Here is a 17,610-nt window from a genome sequence, read left to right as displayed (position 1 = left end):
CCGCACCGATCCGGAAGGTCGCTGATGGCACTCGATCCCGATCTCGCCGCACGCCTCAAACGCAACGCCGACGGCCTGTTCACCGCGGTGGCGCAGGAACGCAGCACCGGGACGGTGCTGATGGTCGCCTGGATGGACGACGTCGCGCTCGAGCGCACGCTCGCCACCCGGAAGGGGACCTACTACTCGCGGTCACGCCAGGAGTACTGGGTGAAGGGGGAGACGAGCGGGCACACGCAGTATGTGCACGACGCCCGCATCGACTGCGACGGCGACACCGTGCTGCTGATCGTCGACCAGGTGGGCGCGGCCTGCCACACCGGCAACCACAGCTGTTTCGACACCGAGTCGCTGACGTTCGGGATCGACGCGGCGCCGGGTTCCGGGGCCGAATCCGGGTCGGGCTCGACGGACCCAGCAGAATAGACCCGAGACACGAGTCCCGGGTGCGAACTCCGGGACACGCCACAGCTCGAGACCTTCGAAAGGCGGTGCGTCCATGCCCCTCATCCAGATCTCGCAGACGCCGGGACTGTCGGATCGCGTCAAGCGCGAGACGATTGCCGCGGTCACCGAGGCCTATGCCAAGGCAACCGGCAAGAACCCCGACTCGGTCTGGGTGACGATCACGGAGGTTCCGCGTAATCAGTGGGGCGTCGGCGGCGAGCCGCTCGGATGACCGCCACCACCGGCGGGGCCGCCGACACCACGACTCTCGCCGAGTTCCTCGACCTCGCGCGCGATCACCGCGTCGTACCGGTGACGCGTAAGGTCCTCGCCGACTCCGAGACGCCGCTGTCGGCCTATCGCAAACTCGCGGGCGACCGTCCGGGGACCTTCCTGCTGGAGTCCGCCGAGAACGGGCGGTCCTGGTCCCGATGGTCGTTCATCGGCGCGGGCGCACCATCGGCCCTGACCGTCGTCGACGGACAGGCGCACTGGTGGGGGTCGGTGCCCGTCGGCGCACCCGAGGGCGGCGACGCGCTCGAGGTCCTCGCGGAGTCATTGCGCCTCCTGCAGACCGACCCACTCCCCGGGATGCCCCCGTTGACCGGCGGATTCGTCGGCTTCATGGCCTACGACATGGTCCGCCGGCTCGAGCGTCTGCCCGAGACCACGGTCGACGATCTGGGCCTCCCGGACATGATGATGGTGCTGGCTACCGACCTCGCCGCGGTCGACCATCATGAGGGCACGATCACGCTCATCGCCAACGCGGTCAACTGGGACGGCTCCGACGAGCGGGTCGAGGACGCCTACGCCGACGCACTCGACCGGCTGGACCGGATGACCGAAGCGCTCGCCGCACCCGCGCCGTCGACGGTGTCGACCTTCGACCGCCCGCGGCCCGAGTTCGCCGCGCAGCGATCGCTCGCGGAGTACAGCGAGATCGTCACCGATCTCGTCGGCGAGATCGAGGCCGGCGAGGCCTTCCAGGTCGTGCCGTCGATGCGCTTCGAGATGGACTCCGACGCCGACCCGCTCGATGTCTATCGCGTGCTGCGCGCATCCAATCCGAGTCCGTACATGTACCTCCTGCGGATGCCCGGCACCGAGGAGCACAGCGACACCGGCTCGCCCGACGCGATCGCGCGCAAGCCGTTCACCATCGTCGGCAGCAGCCCCGAGGCACTGGTCACCGTGGCCGACGGGGTGGCGACCACGCACCCGATCGCGGGCACCCGCTGGCGCGGCGCGACCGAGGAGGAAGACCAACTGCTCGGCAAGGGCCTGATCGAGGACGAGAAGGAGAACGCCGAGCACCTGATGCTGGTGGACCTCGGGCGCAACGACCTCGGACGTGTCTGCGTACCCGGCACGGTCAAGGTCAGCGACTATCGGCACATCGAGCGCTACAGCCACGTCATGCATCTCGTCTCGACCGTGTCGGGGACCCTCCGCGACGACAAGCATGCCCTCGACGCCGTGACGGCGTGCTTCCCGGCCGGAACCCTGACCGGCGCACCGAAGGTGCGGGCGATGGAACTCATCGACGAACACGAGATGACCCGCCGCGGGCTCTACGGCGGGATCGTCGGCTATCTCGACTTCGCCGGCAACGCCGACACCGCCATCGCCATCCGCACCGCGCTGCTCGCGCGCGGCAAGGCGTTCGTCCAGGCCGGCGGTGGTGTGGTGGCCGACAGCGAGCCCGAGTACGAGTACAACGAGGCGCGTAACAAGGCCACCGCGGTGCTCAACGCGGTCGCGGCCGCCTCGACGATGCGACGGGTGGGTGAGAACTCATGACCTCTGACGAATCCGGAGCCGCGGCAGGTCCTGACGTAGAGGCCATCCGCCGCAAGTCCGTCCGGCGCCGACAGGTCGTCGCGGCACTGCTGATGGCGGCGGCCGCAGCGGCCTTCTGGGGTGCGAGCCGGCTGACCTGGGCCACCGTCTCCGCCGAGGACGGGTTGTCCCCGCAGCGCGCGTTCGAGGTCAACGGCGGGGACTGGAGTCCCTGGCTCACGCCGCTGGCGCTGGTCTACTTGGCGGGCATACTCGCGGCGCTGTCAGTGCGTGGCTGGGCCCTCCGAGTCGTCGCGATCCTGGTCGCCGTCGGCGGGCTCCTGGCCGCTTTCCCGGCGATCTCGCTGATCACCGGGGGCACCGACTCTGCGTACGCCGCCGAGGCGGGCAGCATCCCCGATCGCTACATCGTGCTCTTCGTCGACACCAACCCCCTCGCCGCGGTGGTCGTGCTCGCCGGCACCGTGTGTGCGGTAGGTGCAGCGGTCATGCTGCTGCGCGTCGCGAAGGGGGCCACCCGATCGTCGAAATACACCACTCCGGCCGCTCGCCGCGAGGAGATCGAGACCGAGATCTTCGCCGACTACGAGCGTCGTAAGGCCGCCGAGCAGAACGAGGACTCCGCGGCCGCGGAGCCCGATGCGACCCGATCCGGCTCTGCGAAGCCCGGAACGAGCGGTCGGGCGGACGACCCCGGCCCGGCGGCGGAGCCGACGCCGCCCGGAGCGAACGAGCGGATGATGTGGGACGCGCTCGACACCGGCATCGACCCGACCGACCCGAACGACCCCGACCGTCGCTGAACCGCAAGCCGATGACGGGTCGGCGACGGCGACGCCCGGTCGCAGACTCCGACGATGGACGCATCAGCGCGATGAGGTCACTGATCGGCCAACCCGGACGCAACCGGCCCGAACGGCCCGTCTACCCTGAGAACACACGTCGAGGGAGAAGGGAGCAAGTCGCTGTGAGCGTGCCCAACGTTCTCGAATCGATCATCGAGGGAGTGAAAGCCGACGTCGCGGCACGTGAGGCCGTCGTCGACTTCGCCTCGGTCAAAGCGGCCTCCGCCAAGGCTCCCGCCCCCAAGGATGCGCTGGCCGCCCTGCGTCAGCCCGGAATCGGTGTCATCGCCGAGGTGAAGCGCGCCAGTCCGTCGAAAGGCGAACTCGCCAGCATCGGGGACCCCGCCGAACTCGCCCGCGCGTACGAAGACGGCGGCGCGCGCATCATCAGCGTGCTCACCGAGGAACGCCGGTTCCGCGGCTCGCTCGCCGACCTCGACGCCGTCCGCGCCGCGGTCGACATCCCGGTGCTGCGCAAGGACTTCATCGTCGGCACGTACCAGATCCATGAGGCCCGCGCCCATGGCGCCGACGTCATCCTGTTGATCGTCGCCGCCCTCGAGCAGAACGTGCTCGCCTCACTTCTCGACCGCACCGAGAGCCTGGGCATGACCGCGCTCGTCGAAGTACACACCGAGGAGGAGGCCAGCCGCGCCCTCGAAGCCGGCGCCTCGGTCGTCGGCGTGAACGCACGCAACCTCAAGACCCTGCAGGTGGAGCGGGACACCTTCTCGCGCATCGCACCCGGTCTGCCCACGGAGACCATCCGGATCGCCGAGTCGGGTGTGCGCGGCACCGCCGATCTGCTGGCCTACGCCGGTGCCGGCGCCGATGCGGTACTCGTCGGCGAAGGTCTCGTCACCAGTGGCGACCCGCGTGCCGCGGTCCGTGAGCTCGTCACCGCGGGCACACACCCGTCGTGCCCGAAACCTGTTCGCTGACAAAGTGTCCGGGCCGGCATCGGTCCGTGTGAGCCTGTCGGCCCGATCGTCTGTGAGTTGAAGTGACCGCTCATCCTGATTCCGTCCGCACCGACGCCGCCGAGGCGACTCCGCTGCCCACCGCGAGCGTCGGGCTCACCACTCGTACCTCGATCGAACCCGACGAGCACGGGCACTTCGGTGTCTACGGCGGGCGCCATGTACCCGAGGCCCTGATGGCCGTCATCGACGAGGTGACCACGACCTTCCAGAAGGTCCGCGCCGACGACGATTTCCTCGCCGAACTGGACCGCCTGCAGCGCGACTACGCTGGCCGCCCGTCTCCGCTGTACGAGGCGAAGCGCCTGTCCGAGCACGCCGGCGGGGCGCGGATCTTCCTCAAGCGCGAGGACCTCAACCACACGGGCTCGCACAAGATCAACAACGTTCTCGGACAGGCGCTCCTGGCCCAGCGGATGGGCAAGCACCGCGTCATCGCCGAGACCGGCGCCGGACAGCACGGGGTCGCCACCGCGACCGCGTGCGCGCTCCTCGGTCTCGAGTGCGTGATCTACATGGGCCGGGTCGACACGGATCGCCAGGCGCTCAACGTCGCCCGCATGCGACTCCTCGGTGCGGAGGTGATCGCGGTCGACAACGGTTCGGCGACACTGAAGGACGCGATCAACGAGGCCATGCGCGACTGGGTCACCAACGCGCACAACACCTATTACTGCTTCGGCACGGCTGCCGGGCCGCACCCGTTCCCGGTCATGGTCCGCGATCTGCAGCGCATCGTCGGGCTCGAGGCGCGCGTGCAGATCCTGGAGAAGGCCGGACGCCTGCCCGACGCGGTGACCGCCTGCGTCGGCGGTGGTTCCAACGCGATCGGCATCTTCCACCCGTTCATCGACGACGAGGGCGTCCGGCTCGTCGGCTTCGAGGCCGCCGGCGACGGCGTCGAGACCGGCCGCCACGCAGCGACTTTCACCGGTGGGACACCGGGCGCATTCCAGGGCGCGTACTCCTATCTCCTGCAGGACGACGACGGTCAGACCATCGAATCCCATTCGATCTCGGCGGGCCTGGATTATCCGGGGGTCGGACCCGAGCACGCCTATCTCAAGGACACCGGCCGAGCTGAGTACCGGCCGATCACCGACACCGAAGCCATGGATGCACTCGCGCTGCTCAGTCGCCGCGAGGGCATCATCCCCGCCGTCGAGTCGGCCCATGCGGTCGCCGGCGCCCTGAAACTCGGGCAGGAACTGGGGGAGGGTTCGATCATCGTCGTCAGTCTCTCCGGTCGCGGCGACAAGGACGTGGACACCGCCGCACGCTGGTTCGGGCTGTTCGACGCCCCGCCGTCCCAGGACGAGGCCACCCTGTCGGAATCGTCGGACGTCCAGAAGCCCGGAGAGCAGGCATGAGCACACAGTCGATCCCGTCGAAGCTCGGCCCCGTGTTCGCCCGCTGCCGGGACAAGGGTCGCAGTGCGCTGATCGGTTACCTCCCGGTCGGTTTCCCGACCGTCGACGAGTCGCTGACCTCGTTCCGGACGATGGTCGACGCCGGTTGCGACATCATCGAGGTCGGCGTGCCCTACTCCGACCCGGTGATGGACGGCCCGACCATCCAGGACGCCGCCGACCAGGCACTGACCAACGGTGTGCGTGTCCGTGACGTGTTCACCGCCGTCGAGGCCATCACCTCCGCCGGCGGCAACGCGGTGGTCATGAGCTACTGGAACCCGGTCCTCAAGTACGGCGTCGAGAATTTCGCGCGTGATCTTTCGGCGGCCGGCGGTGCCGGACTCATCACCCCGAACCTGATCCCCGAAGAGGGTGCGGAGTGGCACGAGGCGGCCGACCGGCACGGGCTCGACCGCATCTACCTCGTCGCTCCGTCATCGACGACCGAGCGGATCGCCCTCACTGTCGATGCGTCCCGGGGTTTCGTCTACGCGGCCTCCACGATGGGTGTCACCGGTGCGCGAGATGCCGTGTCGGACATGGCTCCTGAGCTGTGCGCGCGGGTTCGCGAGTACTCCGACATCCCGATCGGCGTCGGTCTCGGCGTTCGCAACCGCGAGCAGGCGGCCCAGATCGCCTCGTACGCAGATGGAGTCATCGTGGGTTCGGCGCTGGTGACCGCGGCGAGCGCGGGCCAGGACCGGTTGGCCTCGCTCGTCTCCGAACTGGCCGAAGGGGTCCGCTCGCGTCGGGCGTCTGTCTGAACCGGACGCTCTCGTGATCGACGCGGCGGGTCCCGGTCGACAGGTCGAACGTCCCATCCGGTCGGCTAGGGTGACAGCGTGATCGCGCCGACCTCGACGATGCTCGCCTACCTCCCGAGTCCGCCTCAGGGCGTGTGGGAGATCGGACCCTTCCCGCTACGCGCGTATGCGTTGTGCATCATCGTCGGCATCATCGTCGCCGTCTGGTGGGGCAACCGCCGATGGATGGCCCGCGGCGGCCAGGACGGCGAAGTTCTCGACGTCGCGATCTGGGCGGTCCCGTTCGGCCTCATCGGTGGCCGGCTCTACCATCTCATCACCGATTGGAAGACGTACTTCGGTGCCGATGCGCTGAAGGAACCGATCGACGCACTGAAGATCTGGGACGGCGGACTCGGTATCTGGGGCGCGGTCGCGCTCGGTGCGGTGGGCGCGTGGATCGGCGCTCGTCGGCGCGGCATCCGCCTGCCCGCCTTCGGCGACGCCATCGCGCCGCCGATCCTGTTGGCACAGGCGATCGGTCGCCTCGGCAACTACTTCAACCAGGAGCTCTACGGACGCGAGACCACACTCCCGTGGGGCCTGGAGATCTACGAACGCGAGAACGCCGCCGGGTACTCCGACCCCGGACTGATCGACGGCGTGTCCAACGGCGTCGTGGTCGCGGTGGTCCATCCGACCTTCCTCTACGAGCTGCTGTGGAACGTGCTCATCGTCGTGCTCCTGGTGGTCGTCGACCGGTTCTTCCGCATCGGGCACGGCCGGCTGTTCGCGCTGTACGTCGCGGGCTACTGCCTGGGCCGGTTCTTCATCGAGTTGCTGCGCGACGATCGCGCGGCCGTCGCCAACGACATCGCGGGCATCCGACCGAACCTCTTCACCGCGGCGCTGGTGTTCCTCGCCGCCGTCGTCTATTTCGTGGTCGCGCCCAAGGGACGCGAACAGGGACTGGAGATGTATCACGACGACCGTGCCGCGGAGCTCGCGGAGCAGGGTGTCGCCGGGTACGTCGACGACTGGTACGACGAAGACATCGAACCGGAGCCGAGTCCGGCGGCCGCCGCCGGGGTGGCGACGGGTTCGGCGGGATCATCCCTGTTCGATTCCGACGACCAGGGTCAGAAGGCGGGCACGGCGGGGGATCCGTCCACCGACGACACCGCCGACACGGATGACCCGGTCGCAGCCGCAAACCCCGTGACCGCGGGCAGCGATGCGGAGCCGGGCGCCGAACCGGACACGGACTCGACGACCGAAGCGGAGCCGGGCGCCGAACCGGAGCCGGTTGCCGACGGTCCGGTCGAGCCGGGCGAGGACACCGTCGAGGCCGGTGGCGAGGAGCCGGTCGACGAAGCGCTCGACGAGGAAGCGCTCGACGGGGCCGAGTCGGACACCACCTCGCACCCCGAAACTCCGACAGACGAAGCGGTCGACCTCGGGGCCGACGAGGAGACGACCTCAGCGACCGAGGCCGGTACCGAGGCCGGAACGCCCGCTCAGCCGGAGACGGCGACGTCGCCGGGGGACGAACCGGCTGCCGACGAGACCGTGGACTCCGCAGACCCTGAGGCCGACGACGACATGGACGCGGCCGACAAGGACGACTCGACCACCGGCTCGGTCCCCGACGCAGCCCCGGTTGCCGACGCCGATCCGGTTGCCGACGCCGATCCGGACACCGACGCCGACGCGGTCACCGACATAGTTGATCCCGCCGAGGAGTCGGATACCGACATCCCGACGGACACCCCCACCGACACCACACCGGGTGCCGGTGCCGGTTCCTCCGACGGAGACAAGTCCTGACGTTCGGTCCTGCCACGAGCTGATCCGTCGGCAGGGTCACAGGTCGCGGGTGACGACGCCTCCCCGGGTGTTCGGATAGGATCGGATCTCACGGTGCGCGATCCTCCGCCCGGTACCGACCGTTCCAGAGCACGCAAGCGCTCAACGGTTCTGACTCAACCCGGTACCGATCTCGGCACGGTCATTCGTACGCCGCGCAATGCTCCACGGGCCAGTGCTGTCCCATTGGACACTCAGCAGCGAGCCGGTTCTCGGTTCGAGTGGAGGTAGTGATGCTGTTTTCTGCGCTGCCGGCCAAGCAGGGTCTGTACGACCCGGAGGCCGAGGTCGATTCGTGTGGTGTGGCCATGGTCACCGACATCCACGGTCGCCGTTCGCATTCGATCGTCGCCGACGGGTTGCTGGCGCTGGAGAACCTCGAACATCGAGGTGCGGCCGGGGCGGAGACCAACAGCGGTGACGGCGCGGGAATCCTGATCCAACTCCCCGACGAGTTGCTGCGCGACACCGTCGACTTCGACCTACCCGAGCCCGCCGCGGACGGGTCGAACAGCTACGCCGCGGGAACGTGCTTCCTGCCCATGGACCCCGACCTGCGCCGCGCGGCGATCGAGCGGGTCGAGGCCCTCGCCGCCGACGAGGGCATCACCGTGCTCGGCTGGCGGGACCTCCCCGTCGACCACGAACACGCCGACGTCGGCGGGACGGCCGTCGCATGCATGCCGTACATGATGCAGCTGTTCGTCACCGTCGACCCGGCGCCCGGCGCCGACCGCATCGCCGGGCTCGCGCTCGACCGCTTCATCTACCCGTTCCGCAAGCAGGCCGAACGGGTGACACCGGAGATCGACGAAGCCGGCACCGGGCTGTACTTCCCATCGCTGTCGAGTCGAACGATGGTCTACAAGGGCATGCTCACCACGATGCAGCTCCCGCTGTACTACGAGGATCTGCGAGATGACCGCTGCCTCAGCGCGATCGCCATCGTCCACTCCCGGTTCTCCACCAACACCTTCCCGTCGTGGCCGCTCGCGCACCCCTTCCGGTTCGTGGCGCACAACGGCGAGATCAACACCGTGCGCGGCAACCGGAACCGGATGCGTGCCCGCGAGGCGCTCCTCGAGACCGACCTCATCCCCGGCGATCTCAAGCGCGCATTCCCGATCTGCACGCCCGAGGCCTCCGACTCGGCGTCGCTCGACGAGGTCCTCGAACTCCTGCACCTCGGCGGTCGGGACGTCCACCACGCGGTGATGATGATGGTGCCCGAGGCGTGGGAGAACGTGCCCGACATGGATCCCCGTCGTCGGGCGTTCCTGCAGTTCAACTCCTCGCTCATGGAGGCCTGGGACGGTCCCGCGTGCGTCACGTTCACCGACGGCACGGTCGTCGGCGCGGTCCTCGACCGCAACGGACTGCGCCCGGGCCGGTGGTGGCAGACCCGCGACGGCCGGGTCATCCTCGCCTCCGAGTCCGGTGTGCTCGACGTCCCGGTCGACGACGTGATCAGCAAGGGCCGGCTCGAACCCGGCCGCATGTTCCTCGTCGACACCGAGCAGGGCCGGATCATCCCGGACGAGGAACTCAAGGGCGAGCTCATGAACGCCGAGGCGTACGACGAGTGGCTCCACGCCGGGTTGCTCGACATCGCCACGCTCCCGGACCGGCCGGTCTTCCAGCCCAACCACGACACCGTCGTCCGCCGGCAGATCTCCTTCGGTTACACCGAGGAGGATCTGCGCGTACTCCTGACCCCGATGGCGGCGTCGGGCTACGAACCCCTCGGATCGATGGGCACCGACACCCCGGTCGCCGTGCTGTCGCAGCGTTCGCGGCTGCTCTACGACTACTTCGTCGAGCTGTTCGCCCAGGTCACGAATCCGCCGCTGGATGCGATCCGCGAGGAGATCGTCACGTCGATGAGTCGCGTGATGGGTCCGGAGCAGAACCTGCTGCGGCCGACCGCGGCGTCGTGCCGCCAGATCATGGTGCACTGGCCGGTGCTGGACAATGCCGAGCTGGCCAAGCTCGTCCACATCAACGACGACGGTGACAATCCTGGTCTGTCGGCGAAGGTGCTGCGGGCGCTCTACGAGGTGTCCGAGGGCGGTGCGGGTCTCGCCGCGGCGCTCGAGGACCTCCGGCTGCGGGCCAGTCAGGCGATCGCCGAGGGGCACACGACGCTGGTGATCTCCGACCGGCTCACCGACGCCGAGCACGCGCCCATCCCGTCGCTGCTGGCCACCTCGGCGGTGCACCACCACCTGGTCCGCACCAAGGAGCGGACGCGGGTCGCCCTCGTCGTGGAGTCCGGCGATGCCCGCGAGGTCCACCACATCGCGACCCTGATCGGATTCGGCGCGGCCGCGGTCAATCCCTACCTGGCGCTCGAGACCATCGAGGATCTGATCGCCGAGGGTGAGCTGACCGGGGTGACCCGGGCCAAGGCGATCGGCAACTATCTGGAGGCGCTGGGCAAGGGTGTGCTGAAGGTGATGAGCAAGATGGGTATCTCGACCATCAGCTCCTACACCGCCGCACAGGCTTTCGAGGCCGTGGGATTGTCGTCGGAGGTGGTGCGCGAGTACTTCACCCGGACGGTGTCGCGGATCGAGGGCGTCGGACTCGACGAACTGGCCGAGGAGGTGCGCATCCGCCACCACCGGGCCTTCCCGGAGAACCCCACCGAACAGGTCTACCGTCGACTCGAGGTCGGCGGCGAGTACCAGTACCGCCGCGAGGGCGAATTGCACCTGTTCTCGCCCGAGACCATCTTCCTGCTGCAGCACGCCACCAAGACCGGCCGGGCCGAGATCTTCCAGAAGTACTCCGACGAGGTCGACCGGCTCTCGCGTGAGGGTGGCACCCTGCGCGGACTGTTCGACTTCGATCTCGATGCGCGCGAACCGATCCCGCTCGACGAGGTGGAGCCGGTCGAGGACATCATGAAGCGCTTCAACACCGGCGCGATGAGTTACGGATCGATCTCCGCGGAGGCCCACGAGACCATCGCGATGGCCATGAACCGGATCGGCGGCCGGTCGAACTCGGGGGAGGGCGGCGAGGACGTCGAGCGTCTCTACGATCCGGAACGCCGCAGCGCGGTCAAGCAGGTCGCGTCGGGCCGGTTCGGCGTGACCAGCGACTACCTCATCAACGCCACCGACATCCAGATCAAGATGGCGCAGGGTGCCAAACCCGGTGAGGGCGGCCAGCTCCCGGCCTACAAGGTGTATCCGTGGATCGCGAAGACCCGGCATTCGACGCCGGGTGTCGCGCTGATCTCGCCGCCGCCGCACCACGACATCTACTCGATCGAGGATCTCGCCCAGTTGATCCACGACCTGAAGAACGCGAATTCGCAGGCACGCATCCATGTGAAGCTGGTCAGTGCGGTCGGCGTGGGGACGGTCGCGACCGGGGTGTCGAAGGCGCACGCCGACGTCGTCCTCATCTCCGGGCACGACGGCGGCACCGGCGCGTCGCCGCTGACCTCGCTCAAACACGCCGGCACGCCGTGGGAGATCGGCCTCGCCGACGCCCAGCAGACGCTGATGTTGAACGGCCTGCGCGACCGCATCACGGTGCAGTGCGACGGGGCGCTGCGCACCGGGCGCGATGTCATCACCGCGGCCTTGCTCGGCGCCGAGGAATACGGGTTCTCCACCGCGCCGCTGATCGTCGCCGGGTGCATCATGATGCGCGTTTGTCACCTCGACACGTGCCCGGTCGGCGTCGCCACCCAGAATCCGCTGTTGCGGTCCCGCTTCACCGGTCAGGTCGACCACCTGGTCAACTTCTTCCGCTTCATCGCCGAGGACGTCCGGAAGTATCTGGCGCAGTTGGGTTATCGCACGCTCGACGACGCCATCGGGCAGTCGCAGCGTCTGCACACCGACGCGGCGGTCGCGCACTGGAAGTCCAAGGGGCTCGACCTCAGCCCGATCTTCCGCAAGATCGAGGACAAGGGACCGAGTCGTCGGGTGCGGGGCCAGGAACACGGCCTCGAGCGCGCGCTGGACCAGACGCTGATCCAGCTCGCCGAGGGTGCACTCGAGGACGCACACCCGGTGACCCTGGAGTTGCCGGTGCGCAACGTGAACCGGACGGTCGGCACCCTGCTCGGCTCGGAGGTGACCCGGCGGTACGGGGCCGACGGCCTCGCCGACGACACGATCACGGTCAGGCTCGAGGGCTCGGCCGGGCAATCGCTCGGGGCCTTCCTGCCGCCGGGAGTGACGATCCGGTTGACCGGTGACACCAACGACTACGTCGGAAAGGGATTGTGCGGCGGCAAGATCGTCGTCACGCCGAATCCCGACTCGCTGTTCGTCGCCGAGGACCAGGTGATCGCCGGCAACACGATCCTCTACGGGGCGACCTCCGGCGAGGTGTACCTCAGAGGCCGAGTGGGAGAACGCTTCTCGGTACGCAACTCGGGTGCGACGGCGGTCGTCGAAGGAGTGGGCGACCACGCCTGCGAGTACATGACCGGTGGCCGGGTGGTCGTCCTCGGACCAACGGGACGCAATCTCGCGGCCGGCATGTCGGGTGGTATCGCGTTCGTCCACGACCTCGATCCCGCGAAGGTCAACACGGCCATGGTCGAACTCCTGCGTCCCGACCCGGAAGACCTCGCCTGGCTCAAGCACACCATCGCCACGCACACGGAACTGACCGGTTCCGCGATCGGCGCATCGATACTGGCCGACTGGCCTCGACGCTGCCTGGCGTTCACCAAGGTGATGCCCACCGATTACAAGCGTGTCCTCGACGCGGCCCGGATGGCCGAAGCCGAAGGGCGCGACGTCGATTCAGCGATCATGGAGGCGGCACGTGGCTGACCCGCGCGGGTTCCTGGAGGTCCCGAAGAAAGAGGCGAAGTACCGTCCGGTCGCCGAACGCGTCCAGGACTGGGACGACGTCTACGAACACGCCGACAATCCGATCAAGGTCCTCGACGAGGTCAGCGGACAGGCCCGCCGGTGTATGGACTGCGGTATCCCGTTCTGTCACTCCGGAACCGCGGGTTGCCCACTGGGCAATCTCATCCCGGAGTGGAACGACCTCGTCCGGCGCGGCCGGTGGGATGCCGCGAGCAGCAGGCTGCACGCGACCAACAACTTCCCGGAGTTCACCGGGATGGTGTGCCCGGCGCCGTGCGAGTCCGCCTGCGTGCTGTCGATCTCCGAACCGGCGACCGGCGGCAGCGTGACGATCAAGCGCATCGAGAAGACCATCGCCTACGAGTCGTGGGCCGAAGGCATCATCGGGCCCGAGCCGCCCGAGTCCACGACCGGCAAGTCGGTCGGGGTCGTCGGCTCCGGACCCGCGGGACTGGCTGCGGCACAACAGCTCACCCGGGCTGGTCACGACGTCACCGTCTACGAGCGCGACGACCGTCTCGGCGGTTTGCTCCGCTACGGCATCCCGGAGTACAAGCTGCAGAAGTCCGACATCGACCGACGTATCGCCCAGATGCGGGCGGAGGGAACGACCTTCGTCACCAACTGCGACGTGGGGGCCGACCTGTCCGTGGCTGATCTACGCGCGAACCACGACGCGGTGGTCCTGGCCATCGGTGCGATGGAGGCACGCGACAACCCGGTGCCGGGGCGGGAGCTGAACGGCATCCACCTCGCCATGGAGCATCTCGTGCCCGCCAACAAGGAGTGCGAGGGCGACGGGCCGTCACCCATCACCGCCGCGGGCAAGCACGTCGTGATCATCGGCGGTGGTGACACGGGAGCCGACTGCCTGGGTACGGCGCACCGTCAGGGCGCGGCCTCGGTCGTGCAACTCGACTACAACCCGGAACTGCCCGGGCAGCGCGACGACGAACGGTCGCCGTGGCCGACATGGCCGTTGATCATGCGGACCTCGAGCGCACACGACGAGGGCGGCGAACGGCTGCACCAGGTTGCGGTTCAGCGATTCGAGGGTGACGAGGACGGCAACGTTACGACGATGGTGCTCGCCGAGGTGGAGGTGACGCGCGATGCCGACGGGCGCCGCGAGATCACGCCGGTGAGTGAGGAATTCGAGATCCCCTGCGAGCTGGCCCTGTTCGCGATCGGGTTCGCCGGGGTACGGGGTGGGGCGCTGCTCGCCGATCTCGAGATCGAGCCGAACCGGCGCGGCGTCATCTCCTGCGGGAGCGACTGGCAGACCGACGCCCCGGGCGTGTTCGTCTGCGGTGACGCCCACCGCGGCGCGTCGCTCGTGGTGTGGGCGATCGCGGAAGGTCGCTCGACCGCGCGTGCGGTCGACGAGTTCCTGGTCGGCGAGTCCGACCTCCCGTCTCCGGTCCGTCCGGCGTCCCTGCCCCTGTCGGTGCGCTGAGCAGGCCCTCGCCGCCACCCGACGGGCTCGGTCGAACACACGCGGCCGCAACAAGTTAAGTAAATTTCATACTCGGCGGTAGCGGCTCGCCACCAGCGGTAACAGCCGGTGGCGAGCCGGTGACATGTCGTCGGCGACATGGAGATGGACCATGGACGGGACTAAGGTGTTCTTGTGACACGCCGAACCAAAATCGTCTGCACCCTGGGCCCCGCCACCGCGAGCGACGAGCGACTGAAAGAGCTCGTCGAAAGCGGCATGGACGTGGCCCGGATGAACTTCAGCCACGGCACGCATGAGGACCATGCGGCCGTCTATGCGCGCGTCCGCAAGGCCTCGGACACCACGGAGAAAGCCGTCGGCGTCCTCGCCGACCTACAGGGCCCCAAGATCCGGCTCGGCCGTTTCGACGGTTGTGACGGCTCGACCGTCTGGGAGACCGGCGAGCAGGTGCGCATCACCGTCGACGACGTCGTGGGCGACCACGACCGCGTCTCGACCACCTACAAGCAGCTCGCCGAGGACGCCAGCCCCGGCGACCGCCTGCTCGTCGACGACGGCAAGGTCGGCCTCGCCGTGTCCGCGGTCGAGGGCAACGACGTCCTCTGCACCGTGACCGAGGGCGGCCCGGTCAGCAACAACAAAGGGCTGTCGCTGCCCGGGATGAGTGTCTCGGTGCCGGCGATGTCGGAAAAAGACATCGCCGACCTGGAATTCGCCCTCGAACTGGGCGTGGACATGGTGGCGCTCTCCTTCGTGCGCAGCCCCTCCGACATCGAACTGGTCCACGAGGTGATGGACCGCGTCGGCCGCCGGGTGCCGGTCATCGCGAAGCTCGAGAAGCCCGAGGCGATCGAGAACCTCGAGGCCATCGTGCTGGCCTTCGACGCGATCATGGTCGCCCGTGGCGACCTGGGCGTCGAACTGCCGCTCGAGGAAGTGCCGCTGGTGCAGAAGCGGGCCATCCAGATGGCCCGTGAGAACGCGAAGCCGGTGATCGTGGCGACGCAGATGCTCGACTCGATGATCGAGAACTCGCGCCCGACCCGGGCCGAGGCCTCCGACGTGGCCAACGCGGTCCTCGACGGTGCCGACGCGGTCATGCTGTCCGGCGAGACGTCGGTGGGCAAGTACCCGCTCGAGACGGTGCGAACCATGGACCGGATCTGCCGGGCGGTCGAGACCGGCCCCCGCGACGTGCCGCCGCTGTCCCACGTGCCCCGTACCAAGCGCGGTGTCATCTCCTACGCGGCGCGCGACATCGGCGAGCGCCTCGAGGTGAAGGCGCTGGTCGCGTTCACCCAGTCCGGGGACACCGTGCGTCGACTGGCCCGTCTGCACTCGCGCCTCCCGTTGCTGGCGTTCACGCCGACCCAGGCTGTCCGCAGCCAGCTCGCGCTGAGCTGGGGAACCGAGACGTTCATCGTCGACCACGTCGACACGACCGACCACATGATCGACCAGGTCGACCATCAGCTGCTGCGTATCGGGCGGCTCAGCGAGGGTGACGTCGTGGTGATCGTGGCCGGGGCCCCGCCCGGGACGGTGGGTTCGACCAACCTGATCCACGTGCACCGGATCGGCGAGCAGGACCACTGACCGCGTCCGCTCCTGCTCGGGCCGGTGCGCGACGCAGCCGCGTCCGGGTTCTAGGGTGTGAGGCATGACCGTGGACCAGGCCGGGGATCTCGGCAAGCTACTCGCGTTGCTCGACGTCGAACGTCAGGGTGACGACCTGTTCATCGGGCACCATCCCGAGCAGGTCACCGCCCGGACGTTCGGCGGTCAGCTGCTCGGCCAGGGGGTCGTCGCGGCGGCCCGGAGCCTGAGTCGGGGCAACCCGCCGATCCACGCGCTGCACGCGCACTTCATCCGTGGTGGCGATGTCACCAAACCGTTGGAGTACCACGTCGACCGGTTCCGCGACGGCAGGTCGTTCGCCAATCGTCAGGTGACGGCCAAGCAGGACGGCGAAGAGATCTTCACGATGCTGGTCGCGTTCCAGGACAACACTTCTGGGCTCGAGCACGCAGTGGAGATCCCCCAGGTGCCCTATCCGGAGGAACTGCCCACTCTCGGTGAGCATTTCAAGGGTTACGAGGACCGTATCGCGGCCTTCGTGAATGCGTTGCACCCCATCGACATCCGTTTCGCGAACGATCCGAGCTGGAAGGCGAAGGAGGCGGGGGAGAAGCTGACCGACAACCGGGTGTGGATGAAGGCCGACGGCACGATGCCCGACGACCCCGTGATGCACGTCGCCGCAATGTGTTACGCCTCCGACACCACGGTGCTGGACTCGATCATCACCACCCACGGCCTCTCTTGGGGCATGGACCGGTTGTTCGCCGCGACTGTCAATCACTCGATGTGGTTCCACCGCGAGTTCCGGTTCGACGACTGGCTGCTGTACGCCACCCGGTCGCCGGTCGCCACCGGGTCACGCGGGATGGGATCGGGCCGGTTCTGGATGCGCGACGGCACTCTCGCGACGTCGGTCGTGCAAGAAGCGCTCATCAAGTACTTCCCGCCCAAGAAGTGACCGCACGGGTCTGCAGGGGGAGCTCATGGATCGCGGCACGGGCGGGTCGATGACCCCGGGGTACGGCCCCGCACCCGAGATGTGGCTGGACCCCGGCCCGCCGCTGCCGCGCCGGACATGGCAGCGGCGCACGCGGGTCCCGGTCATCGTCGCGTCCGCAGTCGCGTTGATCGTCTTCGCGGTCATCGTGGGTGTCGCGGTCGTCGCCGGCCTGCTGACCACCCCGACGTTCACCGCCAAGGGCGGGGTCGTTGCGGATTGTCTGACCGAGAACGCCGCGCTCCCAGACGGCGGCACGTTGGCCCGCGGCGCACCGGTCGTTCTCTACGACGCGGCCGGCGGCGAGGTGGCGACCACCACGCTGTCGGTGTTCCTCCGCGGCGACGACGGGTGCCAACTCACCTTCGAGGTGAGCGGCGTGGAGTACACCGACGCGGGCTATCTCGTCAGCGTCGGCGATGCCGACGGTCGCTTCTCGGAGTCGGTCTCGACCGCGGCGCTCCAGCAGGGTGCGGTGCTGCGCCCGCTGGGCTGACGTCACCAGAACCGCTCGGCAAAACCGACATTCCGCGCTCCCGGCGACCGGTCGGCGCTCCGTCGACGCGGTTGCCCGGACACCGGGTGAACGCCGGGTTAAACTGCGCCGGATCATCGTTGAGGCCCGGACCC

The 17,610-nt window shown here is 68.5% G+C and carries 13 protein-coding genes; all 13 read left to right on the top strand.

Annotated features, from left to right (window positions below; genetic code table 11):
• The first annotated feature begins 24 nt into the window (after positions 1–24).
• Positions 25–426, top strand: coding sequence for a phosphoribosyl-AMP cyclohydrolase (gene hisI / locus MVF96_RS14625; protein WP_058251762.1), 402 nt, complete (start codon positions 25–27; stop codon positions 424–426).
• Positions 427–499: 73 nt separating this feature from the next.
• Positions 500–679 carry a tautomerase family protein gene (locus MVF96_RS14620; RefSeq protein WP_004021167.1) on the top strand — a complete coding sequence of 60 codons (180 nt, stop codon included), beginning with the start codon at positions 500–502 and terminating at the stop codon, positions 677–679.
• On the top strand, positions 676–2,250 hold the full coding sequence (locus MVF96_RS14615; RefSeq protein WP_137808506.1) for an anthranilate synthase component I: 1,575 nt from the start codon (positions 676–678) through the stop codon (positions 2,248–2,250). The genes MVF96_RS14620 and MVF96_RS14615 overlap by 4 nt, the downstream gene beginning before the upstream one ends.
• Positions 2,247–3,053 (top strand): TIGR02234 family membrane protein, encoded by an 807-nt coding sequence (locus MVF96_RS14610; protein WP_205332997.1) that lies wholly within the window; start codon positions 2,247–2,249, stop codon positions 3,051–3,053. The genes MVF96_RS14615 and MVF96_RS14610 overlap by 4 nt, the downstream gene beginning before the upstream one ends.
• 164 nt (positions 3,054–3,217) lie before the next feature.
• A complete protein-coding gene (gene trpC / locus MVF96_RS14605) occupies positions 3,218–4,036 on the top strand; it encodes an indole-3-glycerol phosphate synthase TrpC (protein ID WP_065632347.1) in 819 nt (272 codons plus the stop codon).
• A 62-nt stretch (positions 4,037–4,098) separates the two neighbouring features.
• Positions 4,099–5,445 (top strand): tryptophan synthase subunit beta, encoded by a 1,347-nt coding sequence (trpB, locus tag MVF96_RS14600; protein WP_205332996.1) that lies wholly within the window; start codon positions 4,099–4,101, stop codon positions 5,443–5,445.
• Positions 5,442–6,251, top strand: a complete 810-nt coding sequence (trpA, locus tag MVF96_RS14595) for a tryptophan synthase subunit alpha (protein ID WP_247449482.1) — start codon at positions 5,442–5,444, stop codon at positions 6,249–6,251. The genes trpB and trpA overlap by 4 nt, the downstream gene beginning before the upstream one ends.
• 78 nt (positions 6,252–6,329) lie before the next feature.
• Positions 6,330–8,057: a prolipoprotein diacylglyceryl transferase gene (gene lgt / locus MVF96_RS14590; protein WP_247449481.1), complete on the top strand. Its 1,728-nt coding sequence runs from the start codon at positions 6,330–6,332 to the stop codon at positions 8,055–8,057.
• Positions 8,058–8,329: 272 nt separating this feature from the next.
• Positions 8,330–12,901, top strand: a complete 4,572-nt coding sequence (gltB, locus tag MVF96_RS14585; RefSeq protein WP_247449479.1) for a glutamate synthase large subunit — start codon at positions 8,330–8,332, stop codon at positions 12,899–12,901.
• On the top strand, positions 12,894–14,399 hold the full coding sequence (locus MVF96_RS14580) for a glutamate synthase subunit beta (RefSeq protein WP_137808510.1): 1,506 nt from the start codon (positions 12,894–12,896) through the stop codon (positions 14,397–14,399). Before gltB ends, MVF96_RS14580 begins: the two co-directional genes overlap by 8 nt.
• A gap of 174 nt (positions 14,400–14,573) precedes the next feature.
• A complete protein-coding gene (gene pyk, locus MVF96_RS14575) occupies positions 14,574–15,998 on the top strand; it encodes a pyruvate kinase (RefSeq protein ID WP_065632353.1) in 1,425 nt (474 codons plus the stop codon).
• Between the two features lie 64 nt (positions 15,999–16,062).
• Positions 16,063–16,941, top strand: a complete 879-nt coding sequence (locus tag MVF96_RS14570) for an acyl-CoA thioesterase (RefSeq protein WP_065632354.1) — start codon at positions 16,063–16,065, stop codon at positions 16,939–16,941.
• 25 nt (positions 16,942–16,966) lie between these two features.
• Positions 16,967–17,476 carry a hypothetical protein gene (locus tag MVF96_RS14565; RefSeq protein ID WP_247449477.1) on the top strand — a complete coding sequence of 170 codons (510 nt, stop codon included), beginning with the start codon at positions 16,967–16,969 and terminating at the stop codon, positions 17,474–17,476.
• The last annotated feature ends 134 nt before the right edge of the window (positions 17,477–17,610 follow it).

It is taken from the genome of Gordonia hongkongensis (genome assembly GCF_023078355.1).
In the GTDB taxonomy this organism is placed as follows: domain Bacteria; phylum Actinomycetota; class Actinomycetes; order Mycobacteriales; family Mycobacteriaceae; genus Gordonia; species Gordonia hongkongensis.
The sequence above is the reverse complement of the archived record's forward strand: the minus strand, read 5'-3'. Positions and strand labels throughout refer to the sequence as shown.

Coding starts and splice junctions, on each gene's coding strand:
- MVF96_RS14615 (WP_137808506.1), top strand. CDS start 676: ATGACCGCCACCACCGGCGGGGCCGCCGACACCACGACTCTCGCCGAG.
- MVF96_RS14620 (WP_004021167.1), top strand. CDS start 500: ATGCCCCTCATCCAGATCTCGCAGACGCCGGGACTGTCGGATCGCGTC.
- MVF96_RS14570 (WP_065632354.1), top strand. CDS start 16,063: ATGACCGTGGACCAGGCCGGGGATCTCGGCAAGCTACTCGCGTTGCTC.
- MVF96_RS14565 (WP_247449477.1), top strand. CDS start 16,967: ATGGATCGCGGCACGGGCGGGTCGATGACCCCGGGGTACGGCCCCGCA.
- MVF96_RS14610 (WP_205332997.1), top strand. CDS start 2,247: ATGACCTCTGACGAATCCGGAGCCGCGGCAGGTCCTGACGTAGAGGCC.
- gltB (WP_247449479.1), top strand. CDS start 8,330: ATGCTGTTTTCTGCGCTGCCGGCCAAGCAGGGTCTGTACGACCCGGAG.
- trpA (WP_247449482.1), top strand. CDS start 5,442: ATGAGCACACAGTCGATCCCGTCGAAGCTCGGCCCCGTGTTCGCCCGC.
- hisI (WP_058251762.1), top strand. CDS start 25: ATGGCACTCGATCCCGATCTCGCCGCACGCCTCAAACGCAACGCCGAC.